Genomic DNA, 20,371 nt, shown 5'->3' with positions numbered 1-20,371 from the left:
GACGTCAGTTCCACGTCCGCGAGAAGACGTGGCGCAGGATGTCGTCGCGATGAAGCCCGATTTCCGCAAGCTCCGCGTCGCTGAGTGCCCGAAGGTGGGCGACGCGGGCGGCGAGCTCGCGGGTGCGCGCATCGAAGGGCGTGTCGAAGATGCGCCGGAGCGCGGCGATGCGCGGGGATCCGGTCGCGGTGCGGGACGTGGCAGCGTCTCGGTAGGCCATTTGGTCGATCCTGTCGTCCGGGGCGCCACCCCCCAGGTGGCGCGGAACTCCGGGGGGCCCCCGGCATCAGGAAAGTTACGCGAGCGGCGCGTATCGACCTAGTCGGGGAAACCTGACCCGAGGCGGCGGCTTGGCACGCTTTTCTTGATCTGTGTCAAATCGATCCATTGCCCACGGGGGTGACCCATTCTAGAACACGAATGGAACAAGGGGAGGAGTGCGACTCGCGCGCACTTCGGCACGACCATCAGGAGGCATCATGGCAGACGCGGCCATTCACAGCCACGAGCACGAGGACCAGCGCGGCTTCTTCACCCGCTGGTTCATGTCAACGAACCACAAGGATATCGGAATCCTCTACCTCGTCACCTCGGCGGTGGTGGGTTTCATCGCGGTGGCGTTCACCGTCTACATGCGCATGGAACTGATGGACCCGGGCGTTCAGTACATGTGCCTCGAAGGCGCGCGCCTCTTCCCGGCTGCCGCGGGCGAATGCACGCCCAATGGCCATCTTTGGAACGTGCTGATCACGGGCCACGGCGTCCTGATGATGTTCTTCGTGGTCATCCCGGCGCTCTTCGGGGGCTTCGGCAACTACCTGCTGCCGCTTCAGATCGGCGCGCCGGACATGGCGTTCCCGCGGATGAACAACCTGTCCTACTGGCTTTACGTCTCGGGCACCCTGCTCGCGATCGCCTCGCTCTTCGCGCCGGGCGGCAACGGACAGGCGGGCTCCGGCGTGGGCTGGGTCTTCTACCCGCCGCTCTCGACCAACGAGATGGGCATGTCCACGGACCTCGCCATCTTCGCGATCCACACCGCGGGGGCGAGTTCGATCCTGGGCTCGATCAACATGATCACCACCTTCCTCAACATGCGCGCGCCGGGCATGTCCCTTTTCAAGGTGCCGCTCTTCGCGTGGTCGATCTTCGTGACCGCCTGGCTTCTGGTGCTGTCGCTGCCGGTCCTGGCGGGCGCGATCACCATGCTGCTGACCGACCGCAACTTCGGCACGACCTTCTTCGACCCGGCCGGCGGCGGCGACCCGGTGCTCTACCAGCACATCTTCTGGTTCTTCGGGCACCCCGAGGTCTACATCCTGATCCTGCCCGCCTTCGGCATCATCAGCCACGTGATCTCCACCTTCTCGCACAAGCCGATCTTCGGCTACCTGCCCATGGTCTGGGCGATCATCGCGATCGGCGCGCTCGGCTTCGTCGTGTGGGCGCACCACATGTACACCGTGGGCATGAGCGTGACGCAGCAAAGCTACTTCATGCTCGCCACGATGGTGATCGCGGTGCCCACCGGCGTGAAGGTGTTCAGCTGGATCGCGACGATGTGGGGCGGCTCGCTGGAGTTCAAGACGCCCATGCTCTTCGCCATCGGCTTCGTGTTCCTCTTCACGCTGGGCGGCGTGACGGGCATCGTGCTGAGCCAGGCGGGCGTGGACCGCGCCTATCACGACACCTACTACGTCGTAGCGCACTTCCACTACGTCATGAGCCTCGGGGCCGTGTTCGGCATCTTCGCCGGCATCTACTTCTACTTCGGGAAGATGACCGGCCGGCATTACCCCGAGTGGGCCGGCAAGCTGCACTTCTGGCTCTTCTTCATCGGCGCCAACCTGACCTTCTTCCCGCAGCACTTCCTCGGGCGTCAGGGCATGCCGCGCCGTTACATCGACTACCCCGAGGCCTTCGCCTACTGGAACTGGGTGTCGAGTTGGGGCGCGTTCCTCGCCTTCGCGAGCTTCGTGTTCTTCCTGGGCATGATCGCCTGGGCGCTGGTCCGCGGGGCCCGCGTGACGGAGAACAACTACTGGAACGAGTACGCCGACACGCTGGAATGGACCCTGCCCTCGCCGCCGCCCGAGCACACGTTCGAGCAGCTGCCCAAGCGTGAGGACTGGGATCACGCCCGCGCCCACTGAGCGTGACGGCAATCCGTCGAACCAACGCCACGGGCCCCGCGCGCAAGCCGGGGCCCGTTTCGCGTCAGGCCATCCTTCGGCCCTTGCCCGACGCCGCGACAGACATATCCTAGTTTCATGCCATACGCCTGGACGACACCGCCCACCCCTCAGCCGGACCATGTCGCGCAGATGCGTCTATGGCCACACCGGTCGCTTCCGCCCGAGGGGTTCGCGGCCTTCATCCTCGTCACCTTCGCCCTGATCTGCGTTCCGCTCTTCACCGTGCTGGGCACGGTCGTGCTATGGGGCGTTCTGCCCTTCGTGCTGCTTGCGGTGGCGGGGGTCTGGTGGGGGCTGCGGCGCAGTTACCGCGACGGATCGCTTTTCGAGGAACTGACCCTCGACGACACCGACCTGCGCCTCGAGCGGCACGACCCGCGCGGCCCGGTCAGGGACTGGGCCTGCAACACCTACTGGGCACGGGTCGAACTGCATGAAACCGGCGGCCCCGTGCCGAACTACGTCACGCTCACCGGCAATGGCCGCGCGGTCGAGATCGGCGCCTTCCTGAGCGAGCCGGAGCGAAAGGCGCTTTACGCGGACCTGATGGAAACGCTGGGCAGACTGCGGAAAGCCAACTGAGCGGCGCGCCCGGCCGCGGTCAGCCGAGGCGGTCCTTCACCTTGGGGCCGACCGTGCCGAAATCCATCTGTCCGGTGTATTTCGACTTCAGCGCGCCCATCACCCGGCCCATGTCGCGGATCGAGTCCGCGCCGAGTTCCGCGATGGCGGCATCGATGGCCTTGTCGATCTCGGACGGGCCGAGCTGGCGGGGCAGGAAATCCTGGATCACCTCGATCTCTTCCTGCTCGGCCGCGGCCAGATCGAGGCGCCCGCCCTCCTCGTAGGCGCGCACGCTTTCCTGGCGCTGCTTGACCATCTTGCCCAGGATCGCGAGCACGTCGGACTCGTCCAGCGACGTCTCGCCCTCTTCCCCGCGAAGCGCGATCTCGCGGTCCTTGATCGCCGCGTTGATGAGGCGCAACGTCGAAAGCCGGGTCGCGTTCTTGTCCTTCATCGCCTGTTTCAAGGCGGCGTTGATGCGCGCGCGCAGATCCATGAGCGGTTCATCCCCAAGCTCCGTCAAGGCGACGACACTAGTCGAACCCCATATCCCGCGCAACAGTGACGCCGCGGCCGGCACGCCCCGACAAGATCCGGTTTCGGCGCCTCCTTCGCACCGCATGGATCGCCCTTGACCCCGGCACGGGCACACCATAGCGTCCGCGCGCAATTTAGCCCGGAGAGTCGATCATGGCCCAGCAGCGCCCCACAGCCTGCCTCGCCCTCGCGGACGGGACGGTTTTCTTCGGGCAGGGCTTCGGCGCCACCGGGCAGGCGCAGGCGGAACTCTGCTTCAATACCGCGATGACCGGCTACCAGGAGATCATGACCGATCCCTCCTATGCCGGGCAGGTGGTCACCTTCACCTTCCCGCATATCGGCAATGTCGGCGTGAACCCCGAGGACGACGAGACCGCGGAACCGGTCGCGGCCGGCATGGTGGTCAAGTGGGATCCGACCGATCCGTCGAACTGGCGCGCCGCCGAGTCGCTTTCGGACTGGCTCACCCGGCGCGGTCGCATCGCCATCGGGGGCGTCGACACCCGGCGCCTCACCCGGGCGATCCGCCAGCAGGGCGCGCCGCATGTCGCGCTGGCCCACGATCCCGAGGGGCGGTTCGACGTGGGCGCGCTGGTCGAGGCCGCGCGCGCCTTCCCCGGTCTCGAAGGGATCGACCTCGCGCGCGACGTGACCTGCCCGCAATCCTATCGCTGGGACGAGATGCGCTGGGCCTGGCCCGAGGGCTATGTCCGCCAGACCGACCCGCGCTTTCGCGTGGTCGCGGTGGATTACGGCGCGAAGCGCAACATCCTGCGCTGCCTTGCCTCGGCGGGCTGCGAGGTGACGGTGCTGCCCGCCACCGCCACCGCCGAAGAGGTGCTGGCGCACGAGCCCGACGGCGTCTTCCTGTCGAACGGCCCGGGCGACCCGGCGGCGACGGGCGACTATGCCGTGCCGATGATCCGCGAGGTGCTGGAGCGCGACATGCCGCTTTTCGGCATCTGCCTCGGCCACCAGATGCTCGCCCTCGCGCTTGGCGCACGCACGATCAAGATGAACCACGGTCATCACGGCGCGAACCACCCGGTGAAGGATCTCGAGACCGGCAAGGTGGAAATCACGTCGATGAACCACGGCTTCACGGTGGACAGCCAGACCCTGCCCGAGGACGTGGTGGAAAGCCACGTGTCGCTCTTCGACGGGTCGAACTGCGGCATCCGGGTGGCCGACCGGCCGGTCTTCTCGGTGCAGTATCACCCCGAGGCGAGCCCCGGGCCCCAGGACAGCTACTACCTCTTCGAGCGGTTCGCCGCGGCCATGGCCGCGCGGCGCTGACCCGCGCCGCCGGGCGTCCTTAACCGCATCTTAACCTTGCTTCGCTGATCTGGAGCCGCGCGGCTGCCGCGCGGATGGAACAGCGATGGACGTCTTGCACACCGCCCCCGCCGAGATCGATTTCCTCCGGTCGCCGAGAAGCGACAGCCGGCCGCTGGGGCGCCTGCTGTGCGATCTGGGCTGGATCGACGCGGCGACGCTTCTCGACGCGCTGCGCGCGCAGAAACGCTGCGGCCGCCCCCTGGGCGAGATCCTGCTCGCGCGGGGCAAGCTTTCGGACACGCAGCTGCGCGACGCGCTCGCGCAGCAGTTCGGCGCGCCGACCGTGGCGCTCGGCCGCCACGCGCCCGATCCCGCGCTCTCCGACGCGCTCGATCCCGAAACCTGCCTCGCCGAGCGGTTGCTGCCCTGGGGGCGGCGGCGCGACGCGACGCTGGTCGCCACCGCCCGCCCGCAGGACTTCGCGCGGCAGTCGCGCGCGCTCGAGGCCCGGCTCGGCCCGGTGCAGATGGCGCTCGTCACCGAGCGCGACATCGACGCCGCCATCGCCGCGCGGCACGGGCCGGAACTCGTCCGCCGAGCGGAGACGCGCCTGCCATCCGACCTGAGCTGCCGCGACTGGCTCGAACCCAGGCCGGCGCGCCGGATCGCGAGCCTCGTGCTGGCCGCCGCGGGCGGCGCGGCCGTGCTGTTCGCGCCGGGGCTGTTCTTCTCGGTGCTCTTCTTCTGGGCGCTCGTGACGCTTCTGCTCGCCACGGGGATGAAGGCGATGGCCTTCGCCGCGCAGCTTCTCGCGCGGCGGCCCGCGCCGCGCGCGCTCGCCCCGCCCCTGCCCCGCCGCGTGCCGACCATCACGATCCTCGTGCCGCTTTACGACGAAAGCCGCATCCTGCCCACGCTCCTGCGCCGCCTCGACGCGCTGGATTATCCACGCGAGGCGCTGGAGGTGCTTCTCATCGTGGAGGAGCGGGACGCCGCCACGCGAGAGGCGCTGTCCCGCGTGCTGCTGCCCGCGCACATGCGCCGGATCGAGGTGCCGCACGGATCCTTGCGCACCAAGCCACGGGCGATGAACTACGCGCTGGGCTTTGCGCGGGGGGAGATCGTGGGGATCTACGACGCGGAGGACGCGCCGGAGCCGGACCAGCTTCGCCGCGTGGCCGCCCGTTTCGCCACACGGCCGCCAGACGTGGTCTGCCTTCAGGGCGCGCTCGACTACTACAACCCGCATTCCACCTGGATCGCGCGCTGCTTCACGATCGAATACGCGACCTGGTTCCGGATGGTGCTTCCCGGGCTCGCGCGCCTCGGCCTCGTCATCCCGCTCGGCGGCACGACGCTCTTCTTCCGCCGCGACGCGCTGGAGGCGCTGGGCGGCTGGGACGCTCATAACGTCACCGAGGACTGCGACCTCGGGATCCGTCTCGCGCGGCGCGGCTGGCGCACGGAAATGCTCGACACGGTCACGCGGGAGGAGGCGAGCAACCGGGTCCTGCCCTGGGTGCGCCAGCGCTCCCGCTGGCTCAAGGGGTTCATGCTCACCTATGCGGTGCACATGCGGCGCCCGCGCACGCTTCTGCGCGAACTGGGGCCGCGGCAGTTCTGGGGCGTCCAGCTTCTGCTCGTCACGGCGACCACGCAGTTCCTGATGGCTCCGCTGTTGTGGAGCTTCTGGCTGGTGCCCCTCGGCCTCGTCCACCCGCTCGAAGCGACGATAGGGTCCGAGACGCTCACCCGGGCCGGCACTGTCTTCCTTGCGAGCGAGGCGGTGGCGCTCACGGTGGCGGTTGCGGCGGTGGGCGTCACCTCCCACCGGGGTCTCCGGCGCTGGACGCCCACGATGCACCTCTACTTCCCGCTCGGCGCCTTCGCGGCCTACAAGGCGCTGTTCGAGCTTGCCGGGCGGCCCTTCTACTGGGACAAGACCACGCACGGTCATTCGCTGACCGAGCCGCCGGAGGCGCCGGAGGCGCCTTCGCACCCGCCGCCGGGACGCGAGGGCTGACCCCTCAGGCCTTCTCGGCCGCGGAGTCGAGCTTCAGCCGGGTCACGAAAGCCACCGAGATGTGGTCGCGAAGCGCCTTGTAGGCGGCCTGCTCGTCCCGCCGGGCGATCGCGTCCACGATCGCCGCATGCTCGGCCAGCGCCTTTTCGCCCCGCCCCTCCGCGGCGAGCGAGGTGGTCGCCATCAACGCCATCGACCGGTGCACGAGGTCGAGCTGCTGCACCAGGTAGCGGTTGTGCGACGCCAGGTGGATCTGCTTGTGAAACCGGCGGTTCGCGCGCGCAAGCGCGGACGGGTCGGCCAGGAGCGCGCGGTCGTCGGCCACCATGTCGCGCAGCACCTGGATCTCTTCGGCGGTGGCGTGGCGCGCCGCGAGGCTGGCGGCAAGCCCTTCGAGTTCGCAGCGCACGACGTAAAGCTCGGCCATCTGGTTGTGGTCGAGCGACGCCACGATCAGCGACCGCCCGTCCCGGGTCAGCAGCGATTGCGTCTCGAGCCGCTGAAGTGCCTCGCGGATCGGCGTGCGCGACACGCCGAAACGTTCGGCCAACTCGGATTCCACGAGACGGTCGCCCGGCTTGTAAAGCCCGCTGTCGATCGCCTCGAGGATGAGGCCGTAGGCGTCCTTCTGCGGGGTCTTGATCTGGTCCATCGACATGTCCTTGCGTGATCGGGCAAGGATATCGGCCGCGCGGCGGGGCAACAAGGCCCGCCGCCCGCGCCCGCCCGCGGCATTGCGCGCGCCCGTGGCGCGCTCTATCTCTGCGTCATGCCCAAGGAGCATTTTTCCAGCGTGGCCCACTGGGTCTTCGACCTCGACAACACGCTCTACCCGCCCCAGGCGCGCCTCTTCGACCAGATCGAGACGCGCATGACCGCCTTCGTGATGGACGCGCTCAAGGTCGACCGGGCCGAAGCTGACCGGCTGCGCACGCAATACTGGCGCGAGCACGGAACCACCCTGGCCGGGCTGATGGAAATCCACGGGGTCGAGCCCGGTCCCTACCTCGAGACAGTCCACGACATCGACCTCGGCCATCTGGAGGCGGACGCGACGCTCGCCGCGCGGATCCGCGCCCTGCCCGGGCGGCGCATCGTCTACACCAACGGCAGCGCCCCCTACGCCGAGCGGGTGCTTGCCGCGCGGGGGCTCGAAGGGCTTTTCGACGCGGTCTACGGCGTGGAGCACGCGGGCTTCCAGCCCAAGCCCCGGCGCGCCGCCTTCGAGGCGGTCTTCGCCCGCGACGGAACGGACGCCACCCGGGCCGCGATGTTCGAGGACGACCCGCGCAACCTGGCAGAGCCCCACGCGATGGGCATGCGCACCGTCCACGTCGCGCCCGAGCCGCATGCCGCGGACCACATCCACCACCACACCGACGATCTTGGCGGCTTCCTGGGGCGGCTTCTCTGACGTCACGGAATCATGCGGGATTGCGGCAATTTGCCTGTCTTCCGCGAAGAGCCGCGGGCGCATATCTCGCGGGTGAACGAAAAGGAGACACCCGATGAGCCTTGCCGAACGCCCCCGCCCGAGCCGCGCCCTGCGCGCGCTTTTCGCCGTTCCCGTGATCGGCTGGATCGCCCGCGACCTGATGATGGGAGGGCGCGAGAATTTCTATTATCTGCTGGTCGCGCTCGTCACGCTCTGGATCATGGCCGTGGCGACCTGGGGTCTGCCCGCGCTGACGCTTCCGGCCCTCGTCATGGTGCCCGTCATCATGATCACGCTGGTGACGATCACCGTCGGAAAGTGACGCGGCCGCTGGCCGGCCCATCGCGGCCGCGCTAGGTTCGCTGCAAACAAGGGGGCGCGCCATGGATCACGACATCATCGTTACGGGCGGCGGGATCGCGGGGCTCACCGCCGCCGCCGCCTTCGGCACGGCAGGCTTCTCGGTCCTCTGCGTCGATCCCGCCCCCCCGGTGACGGAGCGTGACGCCGAAGGCTCCGACCTGCGCACCACCGCCTTCCTGCAACCGGCCCGCGCATTGCTGGACCGCGCGGGCCTGTGGGAGCGCCTCGCGCCCCACGCCATGCCGCTTCAGGTCATGCGGATCATGGACGCGGGCGGAGAGGTGGCCGAGCCGCGCGTGACACGGGATTTCGACGCGGCCGACCTCTCGGACGCGCCTTTCGGGTGGAACCTCCCCAACTGGCTCCTGCGGCGCGAGATGACCGGCCGGCTCGACGAGCTGCCCAACGTGGTCTTCCGCCCCGGCGTCGCCGCCACCGGCCTCTTCACCCGCAGCTCTGAGGCCCGGGTGCGGTTGAGCGACGGAACCACCGCCCGTGCGCGCCTTGTCGTGGCCGCCGACGGGCGGAATTCGGCCATGCGCAACGCCGCCGGGATCGGTGCGCGCACCACGCGGTTCGGGCAGAAGGCCTTGGCTTTCGCGGTCACCCACCCGATCCCGCACGAGAACGTCTCCACCGAGATCCACCGCACGGGCGGCCCGTTCACGCTGGTCCCGCTTCCGGACTGGGACGGTCGTCCCTCCTCCGCCGTGGTCTGGATGGAGGAAGGGCCCGAGGCGATGCGCCTGCTGAACCTGCCGGTCGAGGCGTTCGAGGCCGAGATGTCGGCGCGCTCGACGCATCTTCTGGGGCCGCTGACGCTCGCCTCGCGGCGCACGATCTGGCCCATCATCTCGCAGATCGCCGAGCGGTTCTGGTCGGAGCGGCTGGCGCTGATGGCCGAGGCGGCGCATGTGGTGCCGCCCATCGGGGCACAGGGGTTGAACATGTCCCTCGCCGACCTGCGCGTTCTGCTGGAGCTTGCCGAAGGCGCGCCCGACCGGCTGGGCGAGGCCGATCTCCTGCAGGCCTATCACCGCCGGCGCTACACGGAGGTGGCCGCGCGGGTTGCGGGCGTGTCGATGCTGAATCGGGTCTCGATGCAGTCGGCGCGGCCGCTGCGGGACGCGCGCGCCGCCGGGATCCAGGCGCTTTACTCGGCGGCGCCCGTGCGCAAGGCGCTGATGCAGCTTGGCCTCGGCGCGCGCGGGACGCGCGGTTCCGGCACTGCCTAGAGCGGGCCCGGGCGCCTCTCTTCCGACAGCAGCACGTTCGCCTCCACCGCGCCCGCGCCCGGCAGCGTCATGATGCGCCGGCGCAGGATCCGCTCGAAATCCGAGATGTCGCGCGCGACCACGCGCAGCCGGTAGTCGTAAAGACCGAGCACATGCTCCACCGTCTGGACCTCGGGGATGGCGGTGACCGCTCGCTCGAAATCCTCGAGGCTCGCGCGACCCTTGGTGGCGAGCTTCACGCCGAGGAAGACGGTCACCCCATATCCCAGCGCTGCCATGTCGAGCACCACCCGGCGCCCGCCGATCGCGCCCGCCTCTTCCAGGCGCTTCAGCCGGCGCCAGGCCGCGGGCTGGCTGAGCCCCAGCGCCCGGCCGAGCGCGCCGGCGCTTTGCTCCGCATCCCGGGCCAGGGCGCGCAACAGCGCCCGGTCGGTCTCGTCGAGCGCAATCACAGCGGCACCGCCTCTCCCTCCTTGATCCGCGCCACATGCATCAGCGCCTCGATGTCGGCGATGTGCGGCAAGCTCAGGATGCGGCGGCGATAGATGTCCTGGTAATGCGCGAGATCGCGCGCGATCACCGACAGGCGCACGTCCACGCGCCCGAGAAATGTCTGGATTTCCAGAACCTCGGGCACCTTGCGCGCCTCCTCGAGGAATTCGTCGAAGGCGCGCGGCTGCGTCTTGTCGAGCGTGAAGCGCAGCGAGACCTCCACCGTGAAGCCCAGCGCACGCCAGTCGACGATGGCCTCGCGGCCCTTCAGCACGCCCGCGCTGCGCAACCGGACAAGCCGGCGCGAGGCCACCGCCGGCGTGGTCGCCGCCCTTTCGGCAAGTGCGCTGGGCCCCAGCGCCGGGTCGGCCTGAAGATGGCGAAGCAGGCGCCGGTCAAGGTCGTCGAGCATGATGACACGCCTTATCAGACTATTCACGAATGAAGTTTGCGCATCATGCCGGAATACTTGCGAAAATGAAATCCTTTTCGCCGTAAGATGGGTAGTGTCGCCGCATCGGAACACAAGGGAACCCAAGGACATGCGCGTTTATTACGACCGCGATTGCGACATCAATCTCATCAAGGACAAGAAGATCGCCATCCTGGGCTACGGCAGCCAGGGCCACGCCCATGCGCTGAACCTGCGCGACTCGGGTGCGCAGCACCTGGCCGTGGCACTGCGCGAGGGGTCGGCGAGCGCGAAGAAGGCGGAGGGCGAGGGGCTGAAGGTCATGGGCATCGCCGAGGCGGCGGCGTGGTGCGACCTGATGATGTTCACCATGCCCGACGAGCTTCAGGCCGAGACCTACTACAAGCACGTCCACGACAACCTAAGGGACGGCGCGGCCATCGCCTTCGCGCATGGCCTCAACGTGCATTTCGGCCTGATCGAGCCGAAGCCCGGCGTGGATGTCATCATGATGGCCCCCAAGGGCCCGGGCCACACGGTGCGCGGCGAATATACCAAGGGCGGCGGCGTGCCGTGCCTCGTGGCGGTCGACAACGACGCCTCCGGCAAGGCGCTGGAAACCGCGCTCTCCTACTGCTCGGCCATCGGCGGCGGCCGGTCGGGCATCATCGAGACGACCTTCCAGGAAGAGTGCGAGACCGATCTTTTCGGCGAGCAGGCGGTGCTGTGCGGCGGCCTGGTGGAGCTTATCCGCTGCGGCTTCGAGACGCTGGTCGAGGCGGGCTACGCGCCCGAGATGGCCTATTTCGAGTGCCTGCACGAGGTGAAGCTGATCGTAGACCTGATCTACGAGGGCGGCATCGCCAACATGAATTACTCGATATCCAACACGGCGGAGTTCGGCGAATACGTCTCCGGCCCGCGCGTGCTGCCCTATGACGAGACGAAGGCAAGGATGAAGGCCATCCTGACCGATATCCAGACGGGCCGTTTCACCCGCGACTGGATGCAGGAATGTTCGGTCGGTCAGCCGATGTTCAAGGCCACGCGGCGCATCAATGACGGGCACCAGATCGAACAGGTGGGTGAGACGTTGCGCGGCATGATGCCTTGGATCACGGCCGGCAAGATGGTGGACCGCTCGAAGAACTGAGCGCCGCGGCGCCCGGGCCGGCGACGGCCCGGGCGTCACGCCGTTACTCGTCCTTCGTCTTGGAGTCGCCGTCGCGGGCCAGCGCGCTTTTCGGCGCGTCGGGGTCCTGCTTGCGGCGCTCCGTGCGGCGCTTGCTGTCCCAGGCGATCACGGCGACGACGGCAAGCGTCAGGATCGCCAGTGTCGGAATGATGTACGCGTCCATCAGGAAACCTCCTTTCGGTCGCGGTTGCGAGGCGCAGAGCAAGGCCCGCCGAACACGGGCCGTCCCGCCTCGTTACCAATGGATGTAGGTCACGGAACCGATTTGAAAACCGCCCTTCCCCACGACCTGCCCGTGATCACCGCCCGCAGCTGGGGCATGGTCGCCACGCTCGGCCTCGTCTGGGGCGCGACCTTCATGGGAATCGAGCTCGCGCTTCAGGGGTTCACGCCGCTCTGGGTCGCGACCGGGCGGCTCACGCTCGCCGCTGCGCTCTTGTGTGCGGTCTGGGCCTTCCGGGGCGGGCCCGTGCGGCTGGTCCGCGACGATCGAGCGCGCTGGCCCTATGTTCTGACCGTCGGGCTGACCGGCACGATGCTGCCCTTCATGGCGCTCTCCTGGGGGCAGACCTACGTCACCAGCGGCTTCGCCGGGGTTTGCATGGCGGCGGTCCCGCTGATGGTGCTGCCGCTCGCGCATGTCTTCGTCCCGGGCGAGCGGCTCGGCTGGCGCCGGGTGGCGGGCTTCCTGGTGGGGTTCGCGGGGGTTGCCGTGCTCATCGGCCCGGGCGCCTTCGCCTCGACCGGCGTCGCGGGCGAGGCGCTTGGCCGGCTGGCCTGCCTCGCGGCGGCCGCCTGCTACGCGGTCAGCTCGATCCTCACCCGGCGCTGTCCGCCGATCGACCCCGTGGCGCTGGCGAGCCTCACGCTTCTGGTGGGCGCGGCGATCGCCCTGCCCGTCGCGCTGGCCGTGGACGGTCTGCCCGTCGCGCCGCCGCGCGCCGCGCTCCTCGCGCTGGTGACGCTGGCGCTGGTGCCGACGGCGGCGGCGGCGCTTCTGCGCATCGTCGTGATCCGCAGCGCGGGCCCGGTCTTCATGAACCTCGTGAACTACCAGGTGCCGGTCTGGTCCGTCATGTTCGGCTGGGCGCTGCTGAACGAGCCGTTGCCGCCCTCGCTGCTGACCGCGCTCGCGCTGATCCTTGCCGGGCTGGTCCTCAGCCAGTGGCGGGCGCTGGGCGCGCTGTTCCGACGCACCCCGTGACACGCGCCGGCGATGGTGTAGGATCGGGCCGACGGCAAGACCGGCAAGGGGGGTCCATGCGACGGCGCAATCTCATTCTCGGTGCGGCGCTCGCCCTCGCGACGGGGCGCGCCGCCCTCGCGCAGTTCGATGACGACGAGGACATCGAGGTCGGTCCGAACCTCGAACTCCTGCAAGTGCCCGACATCTCGGGGCGCGACCTGGTCGGCGCGCCGCGGGGCACGGGACGCGTGCGCCGCCTTCTGCTGCTCGGGGACGCGACGGCCGAGGTCTTCTCCCTCGACCTGCCGGCCGTGGCGCAGAACGAGCACCGCTTCGGCCTGATCACGCCCACCGTCCCGCAGCGGTTCGCCGGCGCGGAAGAGGTCGGGCGCGTGCGCCTCGGACCCGGCCCCACGCTTTTCGCCGACCTCGCCGGGGCCGGGCCCGCGCGCCAGGTCGTGATCCTCGCGGGTCCGGTGAGCTACTGGCTGCCGCTCCGCCGGCCGCGCGCCCGCCTGCCACGCCTGCCCGAGGGGCTGCCGGTGGTGGGGCAAGTGCTTCGCCGGCCCGGCGACGGCCCCCAGCCGGTCCTGATCCGCCTGGACTGGCGGCGGAACTGAGCCTCAGACCGCGCGCTCGACCGCGGCCACGACCTCGTCCACGATCGCGGCCATCAGCGCCTCGTCCTCGGCCTCGGCCATGACGCGGATCAGCGGTTCGGTTCCCGACTTCCGGATCAGAAGCCGCCCGCGCGCCCCGAGCCGGCCTTCGGCCGCACGGATCGCCTCCTGCACCGAGGCTGCCTCCAGCGGCGCCTGCCCGGCGGCGTAGCGCACGTTCTTCAGCAGCTGCGGCACCGGCTCGAACTGCCGCGCGAGGCGGCTGGCAGGCTGGCCCGTGCGCACCATCTCGGCGAGGAACTGCAAGCCCGCCATCAGCCCGTCGCCCGTGGTGGCGTGGTCGGTCATCACGATGTGCCCCGACTGCTCGCCGCCGAGGTTCCAGCCGCCCCGGCGCATCGCCTCCACCACGTAGCGGTCGCCCACGCGGGTCCGCTCGAGGCGCAGGCCCGCCGCTTCGAGGTGCCGCTCGAGCCCGAGATTGGACATCACCGTGGCGACCAGGGTCCCGTCGCGCAGACGCCCCTCGCCGGCCCAGCGCGTCGCCATGAGCGCCATGATCTGGTCGCCGTCCGCGATCTGGCCGGTCTCGTCGATCAGAACCGCCCGGTCGGCGTCGCCGTCGAGGCAGATGCCCACATCGGCGCCGTGGGCCACCACGGTTTCCGCGGCCACCTGCGGCGCGGTGGAGCCGACACCGTCATTGATGTTGAAACCGTTCGGGCGAACACCCACCGCCACCACGTCGGCGCCCAGTTCCCATAGCACCTCGGGCGCGGCCCGATAGGCGGCGCCGTTGGCGCAATCCACCACGACCTTCATCCCGTCGAGGCGCATGCCCTGCGGAAAGGTGGATTTCACCCGCTCCACGTACCGGAAGCGCCCGTCGTCGATCCGCCGCGCGCGCCCGATCTCGCCCGCTGGCGCGGCATCGACCCCCGTCTCCAGCAGCGCCTCGATCTCCAGTTCGGCCTCGTCGGACAGCTTGAAGCCGTCGGGGCCGAAGAACTTGATGCCGTTGTCGTGCGCGGGGTTGTGCGAGGCGGAGATCATGATGCCCAGATCGGCGCGCATCGAGGGCGTCAGAAGCCCCACGGCGGGTGTCGGCACCGGGCCGAGCAGCAGCACGTTCATGCCCGTGGAGGTCAGCCCTGCGGTCAGCGCGTTCTCGAACATGTAGCCCGACAGCCGCGTGTCCTTTCCGATCACCACGCGATGCACCGCGCCCGCGACCGTGTCGCGGCGGAAGTAGCGGCCCGCCGCCTGCCCCAGCCGCAGCGCCACGTCGGCCGTCATGGGGTAGCTGTTCGCGGTGCCGCGCACCCCGTCCGTGCCGAAGAACTTACGCGTCATGGTCTTCTCCGTGATGCACCGCCTGCCAGAGCCGCAGCGCCTGTGCGGTCTCGGCCACATCGTGCACGCGCAGGATCTGCGCGCCTTGCGTCACGCCCGCGAGCGCCACGGCGATCGATCCCGGGGCGCGGCGGGCGGCCTCGGGCGCGCCGCCCAGCTTGCCGATGAAGCCCTTGCGCGAGGCCCCCAGCAGCACCGGCACGCCCAGCCCGTGAAAGAGCGCCAGCCCGCGGATGAGCGCGAGGTTGTGCGCCACGGTCTTGCCGAAGCCTATGCCCGGGTCGGCCACGATCCGCGCGCGGGCGATGCCCGCGGCCTCCGCCGCGGCGATGCGCGCCGCAAGCCCGTCGAAGACATCCAGAAGCACGTCGTCGTAGCGCGGATCATCCTGCATCGTCTCCGGCGTGCCCTGCATGTGCATGAGGCAGACGGGAAGCCCGGCCTCGGCGCAATAGCCGGCAAGCGCGGGATCGTGCGTCAGCGCCGAGACGTCGTTGAGCATGCGCGCGCCGGCCTCCACGGCCGCGCGGGCCACCGCGGCCTTGCGGGTGTCGATGGAGACGGGCGCCGCCACCTTGCCGCGCAGCGCCGCGATCACCGGCGCGGTGCGCGCGATCTCCTCCTCTTCGGGCAAGGGGTGCGCGCCGGGGCGGGTGGATTCCCCGCCGACGTCGAGGATGTCCGCCCCGTCCCGCGCCATGGCCTGCGCCCGCGCGATCGCGACCCCGGCCTCGAAATGCTGCCCGCCATCCGAGAAGCTGTCGGGCGTGACGTTGAGGATGCCCATCAGGCGCGGGGCGTCCATCGCGACGCCGGCCACCGGCGGGCGCGGCACGGTCAGCGCATGGCGCCAGTCGTCCGGCATCTCCGAGGCGCCGATCACCCGGGCGGGCGCGCCACGTTCCAGCCGCTCGACCCGGCTGAACCAAAGCGCGCCGCCGGCGAGGGACAACGCATCGGCCGGCCGCGCCGGACCGGACTGCAAGAGCGGTCTGAAATATATCATCTGGCCCGGTGCATGGGCGAAAGCGCCCCGATTGGCAAGCGCCTCAGAGCCGTTCGGCCGCCTCGGGCACGCGGCGCACCGGCAGGCCCGACCCGTCCGGCGGCGTTTCGCCAATGAACAGCAGTTCCGCGGCGTCCATCTGCTGGCCGAGCCACGCGGCCAGCGCCACGGCGTCGCCCGGCTCCGCCTCCGGGGAGGCGGCAGCGTCGAGAACGATCTTCGACGGCGCCCAGACGCTGATCTGGCCGTGCTTCATCGCCCAGTCCAGTTCCGTCCGGCTTTCGACCACGACGCAGCGCGCGTCCCGGCCGGCCAGCACCCAGGCGTTCTGCTCGATGGCGAGCAGGTCGATCCGGCGCTGGGCCAGCCGCGCCCGCGTCCGTGGCGCGGGCAGCTCCGGCACGCCCACGCAAAGGATGGCCGGCCGGCCCGCCGCCTCCAGCTGGTCCAGCCAGCCCGCGAGGCGGGGCGAGGCGATGGCGGCGTTCGACAGGTAGACGATCGCCGGGTGCGGGCGATCGTCGTCGCCCACCAGGTGCAGCTCGCGCGGCAGGTCGCGCCGCGTGCGCACGATCTCGACACCGAGCGCGCCGGGCCCGCGGTCCAGTTTCTCGATGCGCACGAAGGCCCGCATCGCCTGCGGCTCGAGCAGGATGCGCTCGGCGACGCGCTCGGCGAGCGTTTCCAGAAGGTTGACACGTTCCGCGGCCAGCTCGTGGGCGATGGCCTCCGTCACGCGGTCGTAGCTCAGAATCCGGTCCACGTCGTCGTCCAGCGGCTCGGAGGCCTGGCGCACCTCCACCACCACGTTGAAGCAGATGCGCTGCGTCGTGCCCCGCTCGGCCTGGAAGGCGCCGATCTCGACCTCGACCACGTGATCGCGCAACGAGATCCGGTCGCGCGGGCGATCGTCGGCCGTGGCGATCGCCCGCTCGGCGGGATGCGCGAAGGCAAGGCGGATGTCCTGTGTCATCATGGGCTCCGGCAGCGGCAACGCCGCGGACCCTACAGCCGCCGACTGCCGGCGAACAGGGCGGTCAGCGGCATCCCGGCGCCCGTTTGCGGCAACGCGCTCAGTTCGAGGAGAGCTGCGTCGGCTTGCGGTAGAAGTGATGCACCCCGATCGTCGCCGTGCGCGGGTAGACGCGCGCCCAGCGCGGGTTCACCGCCTTGGTGTGGTAATGCGTGGCGCCCTTGGTCAGATCGCGCGGCGCGCCGTCGATCATCGCGCGAGCGACCTTTCCAACCTGTGACCATGCCGTCTTTTCGTGGATCACCTCGGGCTGGCCGTCGCAGGTGTAGGTGAACTGGCATTGATACCGCTGGCCGGTGCCCTGCTTCACGACGCCGCAGACGCTGTCGGGAAAGATCGCGCTGTCCACGCGGTTCAGGATCACCTCCGCGACGGCGAACTGGCCCTTCACGCTTTCCCCGCGGGCCTCGAAATAAAGCGCCTCGGACAGGCAGCGCCATTCCTCTCCGCCCTCGGCGGCCGATCGCGTCGAAAGCCATGTGCGCGAATAGTCGATCTCGAGCGGAGTGTCGGCCGCGGGATCGCCGGAGGCGAGGCTTTTCAGCCGCTCGCGCGGCACCGCGCCCAGCGCGGCCTGCTCCTGCCGCACGATGTGTCCCATCGGATCGAGTGAAAGCTCTGCCTGGGCCGCGGTGACCGACACCGCGAGCCCGGTCAGGGCAGCGAGAATGATACGCATGTTCTTTCCGCCGACGTTCGGCGGCCCCCACAGGTCGTCTCAATTTCGCCGCTCTATAGCGCAAGGATGTCGCAAACGTCCACCCGGGGGGCCCGGCGTCGGTGCGTCACTGCCGACCGGATAGTGTCAGGCACCAGATATTGGCGCCACAAGCCGCTCCGGCTGCGCGATCTTGTCGGCGATCGCAAGCTGCGCTGCGGCAAGACGCGCGATCGGAACACGGAAGGGAGAGCAGGAAACATAATCGAAACCGGCTTTCCGACAGAAGGCAATCGATTCGGGATGGCCGCCATGCTCGCCGCAGAGCGACAGCGTGACGTCGGGCCGCGCGGCGCGGCCCCGCTCGGCGCCGATGCTCAGAAGCTCGCCCACGCCATCCACGTCGAGCACGTGGAACGGATCCTCCGCGAAGACGCGCTGTTCGACATAGGCCGACATGAAGCGCCCGGCATCGTCGCGCGACAGCCCGTAGGTCATCTGCGTGAGGTCGTTCGTCCCGAAACTCAGGAAGGCCGCGTGCTGGGCGATGTCGCCCGCCCGCAGGCAGGCGCGCGGCGTCTCGACCATGACGCCGAGGCGGTAGCTGAACCGCGCCGCCTTTTCCGTGGAGACCGCCGCGGCCACCGAATCCACCCGGGTCTTGACGAGTTCCACCTCGCGCTTGGCCGAAACCAGCGGGATCATGATCTCGGGCACGACCGGCGCGCCCTCGCGGCTGGCTTCCACCGTCGCCTCAAAGATGGCGCGCGCCTGCATCTCGTAGATCTCGGGCACGGCGATGCCGAGCCGCACCCCGCGCATGCCCAGCATGGGGTTGTATTCTCCCATCGCCTCCACACGCCGGGTGACGTCCGACAGCGGCAGGTCCAGCGCGTCGGCGAGATCCCGCAGCCCGGCGCGGTCGGAGGGCAGGAATTCATGCAGCGGCGGATCGAAAAGCCGGATGCAGACCGGCTGACCCTGCATGATGCGGAAAAGCTCTATGAAATCGCCCCGCTGCATCGGCAGCAGGCGGTCGAGCGCCGCACGCCGGTCCTCGGGCGTGTCGGCGAAGATCATCTCGCGCATCGGCGTCAGGCGGTCGGCCTCGAAGAACATGTGCTCCGTCCGGCAGAGCCCGATACCCTGCGCCATGAAGTTCCGCGCGGTCTGCGCGTCGGCGGGCGTGTCGGCATTGGCGCGCACGCCGATGTCGCGCGCCTCGTCGGCCCAGCCCAGAAAGGTCTGGAACGCGTCGTCCAGCGCGGCCTCCACCATCGCGGGCGCCCCGGCGAGAACGTCTCCCGATGTCCCGTCCACGGTGATGATGTCGCCCTCGCGCAGCGTCCGGCCATCCGGCGCCGTGAGCTGTTTCTTGCCCATCTGGAAGCGCAACTCCGACGCGCCCACCACGCAGGGCAGGCCGAGGCCGCGCCCGATCACCGCCGCGTGGCTCGTCATGCCGCCCCGCTCGGTCAGCACCGCGACCGCCGCGTGCATCCCGCGGATGTCCGAGGGCGAGGTCTCGCGGCGGACCAGAACCGCGGCCTCGCCGCGGGCCGCCGCGGCCTGCGCGGCCTCCGCGGAAAAGACCACACGGCCCGAGGCCGCGCCCGGGCTCGCCGCCACCCCGCGGGCGAGCCGGTTGCGGCGCGCGCCGGGCGCCACCTGGCGGTGCAGGAGTTCCGAAAGCGCGCGCGGCTCGATGCGCATCAGCGCCTCGTGACGGGAGATGATCCCCTCCTCGGCAAGCTGCACCGCGATGCGCAGCGCCGCGCGCGGCGCGCGCGCGACCCGCACGCCGTCGAGGATGTAGAGCCGCCCGTTCTCCAGCGTGAATTCCACCTGCATCTCGTCGCGAAGCTTCTCGCGCATCAGCCGGCCATGGGCGAGAAGCTCGGCGAAGACCTCGGGCGCGCGCTCTTCCAGCGACGGGCCGCGCGGATCGCGCTCGAGGTAGAGCGCGGCGTCGCTTTCGCGCAGCGCCTCGCGGCCCTGGCTCTGGCTGAGATAGCGCCCGGTGACGCGGGCCTCGCCGGTGGTGCTGTCCACGAGCTGCAGCACGCCCGAGCCGCACTCGCCCGCGCCGAGGCCGAAGGCCATCTCCTGCACGACGAGGCCGAGCCCGGCATCGTCGGGCGCCCCCTTCGCGCGGCGCAGAAGCCGCGCGGTCGTGCCCTCCCAGGCGCGCGCCATGGACCTCAGCACCGCCGACAGTTGCACGGCGCGATCCTGCGGGAAAGGCTCCTCGGTCTCGTCCTCGTAGGCCCGCAGCGCCTCGCCCAGCGCCTGCTGACCCGCGCCTTCGATCTCGTCGAACATGTCGGGGTCGAGCCGCGCGACATGCACCGCATAGGCCTGCACGAACCGGAAATAGAGCGAGGTCGCGGCCTCCTCGCCAAGCGTTTCCGACAAGGCGGCGTGGCGCGCGCCGTTCATCCCGATATTGAGGATCGCCCCCGGCCCGCCCCAGTCCGGATCCTCTGACGAGGGACGCACGCAGAGCAGCGCGTCCTCGGGGAAATGGCCGAGGATGGTCGCGGTATCGGGCGGCACGCCACGGGCGATGTCGCGCACCGCGGCAAAGCCCAGCGCGACGGTGTGCGGCACCGGCAGGTCCAGCCGGACGAGACGCTGCAGGCATTTCGCGCGCCCCCCGTGGGTGGGGGCGCTGATCGGCGCGTCGGCCGTCACGGCCGTGATGCGGGCCTCGTCTTGCTGCACTGCGGCACCTCCCGGGAGTTCGCGCAGCATACGCCCGGCGCGCGCGCTGGCAAGGGCCC

General features: G+C 70.0%; 21 protein-coding genes. 10 read left to right on the top strand and 11 right to left on the bottom strand.

Annotated features, from left to right (window positions below; translation table 11 throughout):
* Positions 1–4: 4 nt before the first annotated feature.
* Positions 5–220 carry a hypothetical protein gene (locus AB6A66_RS03575; RefSeq protein ID WP_371054814.1) on the bottom strand — a complete coding sequence of 72 codons (216 nt, stop codon included), beginning with the start codon at positions 218–220 and terminating at the stop codon, positions 5–7.
* Between the two features lie 259 nt (positions 221–479).
* Between AB6A66_RS03575 and ctaD the strand changes: the two genes are divergently transcribed.
* Together ctaD and AB6A66_RS03565 are read left to right on the top strand one after the other, a co-directional pair.
* Positions 480–2,153, top strand: coding sequence for a cytochrome c oxidase subunit I (gene ctaD, locus AB6A66_RS03570; RefSeq protein ID WP_371036572.1), 1,674 nt, complete (start codon positions 480–482; stop codon positions 2,151–2,153).
* A 171-nt stretch (positions 2,154–2,324) separates the two neighbouring features.
* Positions 2,325–2,777 carry a DUF2244 domain-containing protein gene (locus AB6A66_RS03565; RefSeq protein WP_371054813.1) on the top strand — a complete coding sequence of 151 codons (453 nt, stop codon included), beginning with the start codon at positions 2,325–2,327 and terminating at the stop codon, positions 2,775–2,777.
* Positions 2,778–2,796: 19 nt separating this feature from the next.
* Here the strand turns inward: AB6A66_RS03565 and AB6A66_RS03560 are convergent, their stop codons facing one another.
* Entirely contained in the window at positions 2,797–3,255 is a 459-nt protein-coding gene (locus tag AB6A66_RS03560; protein ID WP_371054812.1) for a GatB/YqeY domain-containing protein, read from the bottom strand.
* Positions 3,256–3,449: 194 nt separating this feature from the next.
* Between AB6A66_RS03560 and carA the strand changes: the two genes are divergently transcribed.
* The gene (carA, locus tag AB6A66_RS03555; protein ID WP_371054811.1) at positions 3,450–4,595 is read left to right on the top strand and encodes a glutamine-hydrolyzing carbamoyl-phosphate synthase small subunit; all 1,146 of its coding nucleotides are present in this window, start codon (positions 3,450–3,452) and stop codon (positions 4,593–4,595) included.
* Positions 4,596–4,680: 85 nt separating this feature from the next.
* Complete coding sequence (locus AB6A66_RS03550) at positions 4,681–6,600, top strand: glycosyltransferase (RefSeq protein WP_371054810.1); 1,920 nt, start codon at positions 4,681–4,683, stop codon at positions 6,598–6,600.
* A gap of 4 nt (positions 6,601–6,604) precedes the next feature.
* Here the strand turns inward: AB6A66_RS03550 and AB6A66_RS03545 are convergent, their stop codons facing one another.
* Complete coding sequence (locus AB6A66_RS03545) at positions 6,605–7,252, bottom strand: GntR family transcriptional regulator (RefSeq protein ID WP_371054809.1); 648 nt, start codon at positions 7,250–7,252, stop codon at positions 6,605–6,607.
* Positions 7,253–7,369: 117 nt separating this feature from the next.
* Here AB6A66_RS03545 and AB6A66_RS03540 point away from each other — a divergent pair, with 117 nt between their 5' ends.
* The 3 genes from AB6A66_RS03540 (at position 7,370) to AB6A66_RS03530 (ending at position 9,633) form a co-directional block, all read left to right on the top strand.
* Positions 7,370–8,014: a pyrimidine 5'-nucleotidase gene (locus AB6A66_RS03540; RefSeq protein WP_371054808.1), complete on the top strand. Its 645-nt coding sequence runs from the start codon at positions 7,370–7,372 to the stop codon at positions 8,012–8,014.
* A gap of 94 nt (positions 8,015–8,108) precedes the next feature.
* Positions 8,109–8,357 (top strand): hypothetical protein, encoded by a 249-nt coding sequence (locus AB6A66_RS03535; protein ID WP_371036579.1) that lies wholly within the window; start codon positions 8,109–8,111, stop codon positions 8,355–8,357.
* A 61-nt stretch (positions 8,358–8,418) separates the two neighbouring features.
* A complete protein-coding gene (locus tag AB6A66_RS03530) occupies positions 8,419–9,633 on the top strand; it encodes a UbiH/UbiF family hydroxylase (protein ID WP_371054807.1) in 1,215 nt (404 codons plus the stop codon).
* On the opposite strand, the gene AB6A66_RS03525 is transcribed toward AB6A66_RS03530, so the two are convergent.
* Together AB6A66_RS03525 and AB6A66_RS03520 are read right to left on the bottom strand one after the other, a co-directional pair.
* Entirely contained in the window at positions 9,630–10,085 is a 456-nt protein-coding gene (locus AB6A66_RS03525) for an Lrp/AsnC family transcriptional regulator (RefSeq protein ID WP_371054806.1), read from the bottom strand. The two genes, AB6A66_RS03530 and AB6A66_RS03525, sit on opposite strands and share 4 nt — an antisense overlap.
* A complete protein-coding gene (locus tag AB6A66_RS03520; RefSeq protein WP_371054805.1) occupies positions 10,082–10,537 on the bottom strand; it encodes an Lrp/AsnC family transcriptional regulator in 456 nt (151 codons plus the stop codon). The genes AB6A66_RS03525 and AB6A66_RS03520 overlap by 4 nt, the downstream gene beginning before the upstream one ends.
* A 130-nt stretch (positions 10,538–10,667) precedes the next feature.
* On the opposite strand from AB6A66_RS03520, the gene ilvC reads away from it, so the two are divergent.
* On the top strand, positions 10,668–11,690 hold the full coding sequence (ilvC, locus tag AB6A66_RS03515) for a ketol-acid reductoisomerase (RefSeq protein ID WP_371054804.1): 1,023 nt from the start codon (positions 10,668–10,670) through the stop codon (positions 11,688–11,690).
* A 43-nt stretch (positions 11,691–11,733) separates the two neighbouring features.
* Here ilvC and AB6A66_RS03510 read toward each other — a convergent pair whose 3' ends face one another.
* Positions 11,734–11,895 (bottom strand): hypothetical protein, encoded by a 162-nt coding sequence (locus AB6A66_RS03510; protein ID WP_371036584.1) that lies wholly within the window; start codon positions 11,893–11,895, stop codon positions 11,734–11,736.
* Between the two features lie 102 nt (positions 11,896–11,997).
* Here AB6A66_RS03510 and AB6A66_RS03505 point away from each other — a divergent pair, with 102 nt between their 5' ends.
* Together AB6A66_RS03505 and AB6A66_RS03500 are read left to right on the top strand one after the other, a co-directional pair.
* Positions 11,998–12,936: a DMT family transporter gene (locus AB6A66_RS03505; RefSeq protein ID WP_371054803.1), complete on the top strand. Its 939-nt coding sequence runs from the start codon at positions 11,998–12,000 to the stop codon at positions 12,934–12,936.
* Between the two features lie 56 nt (positions 12,937–12,992).
* Entirely contained in the window at positions 12,993–13,538 is a 546-nt protein-coding gene (locus AB6A66_RS03500; protein WP_371054802.1) for a hypothetical protein, read from the top strand.
* A 3-nt stretch (positions 13,539–13,541) separates the two neighbouring features.
* Here the strand turns inward: AB6A66_RS03500 and glmM are convergent, their stop codons facing one another.
* The 5 genes from glmM to AB6A66_RS03475 all read right to left on the bottom strand — a co-directional run bounded on the left by glmM (position 13,542) and on the right by AB6A66_RS03475 (position 20,342).
* Positions 13,542–14,891 carry a phosphoglucosamine mutase gene (gene glmM, locus AB6A66_RS03495; protein ID WP_371054801.1) on the bottom strand — a complete coding sequence of 450 codons (1,350 nt, stop codon included), beginning with the start codon at positions 14,889–14,891 and terminating at the stop codon, positions 13,542–13,544.
* The gene (gene folP, locus AB6A66_RS03490; RefSeq protein WP_371054800.1) at positions 14,881–15,897 is read right to left on the bottom strand and encodes a dihydropteroate synthase; all 1,017 of its coding nucleotides are present in this window, start codon (positions 15,895–15,897) and stop codon (positions 14,881–14,883) included. The genes glmM and folP overlap by 11 nt, the downstream gene beginning before the upstream one ends.
* Before the next feature lie 43 nt (positions 15,898–15,940).
* Positions 15,941–16,870: a dihydroneopterin aldolase gene (locus AB6A66_RS03485; protein WP_371036589.1), complete on the bottom strand. Its 930-nt coding sequence runs from the start codon at positions 16,868–16,870 to the stop codon at positions 15,941–15,943.
* Between the two features lie 100 nt (positions 16,871–16,970).
* Positions 16,971–17,609 carry a cell wall hydrolase gene (locus tag AB6A66_RS03480; protein WP_371054799.1) on the bottom strand — a complete coding sequence of 213 codons (639 nt, stop codon included), beginning with the start codon at positions 17,607–17,609 and terminating at the stop codon, positions 16,971–16,973.
* A 126-nt stretch (positions 17,610–17,735) separates the two neighbouring features.
* Positions 17,736–20,342: a putative PEP-binding protein gene (locus tag AB6A66_RS03475; protein WP_371054798.1), complete on the bottom strand. Its 2,607-nt coding sequence runs from the start codon at positions 20,340–20,342 to the stop codon at positions 17,736–17,738.
* Between the last annotated feature and the right edge of the window lie 29 nt (positions 20,343–20,371).

Source organism: Rhodosalinus sp. K401, assembly GCF_041365735.1.
GTDB lineage: Bacteria > Pseudomonadota > Alphaproteobacteria > Rhodobacterales > Rhodobacteraceae > Rhodosalinus.
This window is presented reverse-complemented; position numbering and strand designations above follow the sequence as displayed.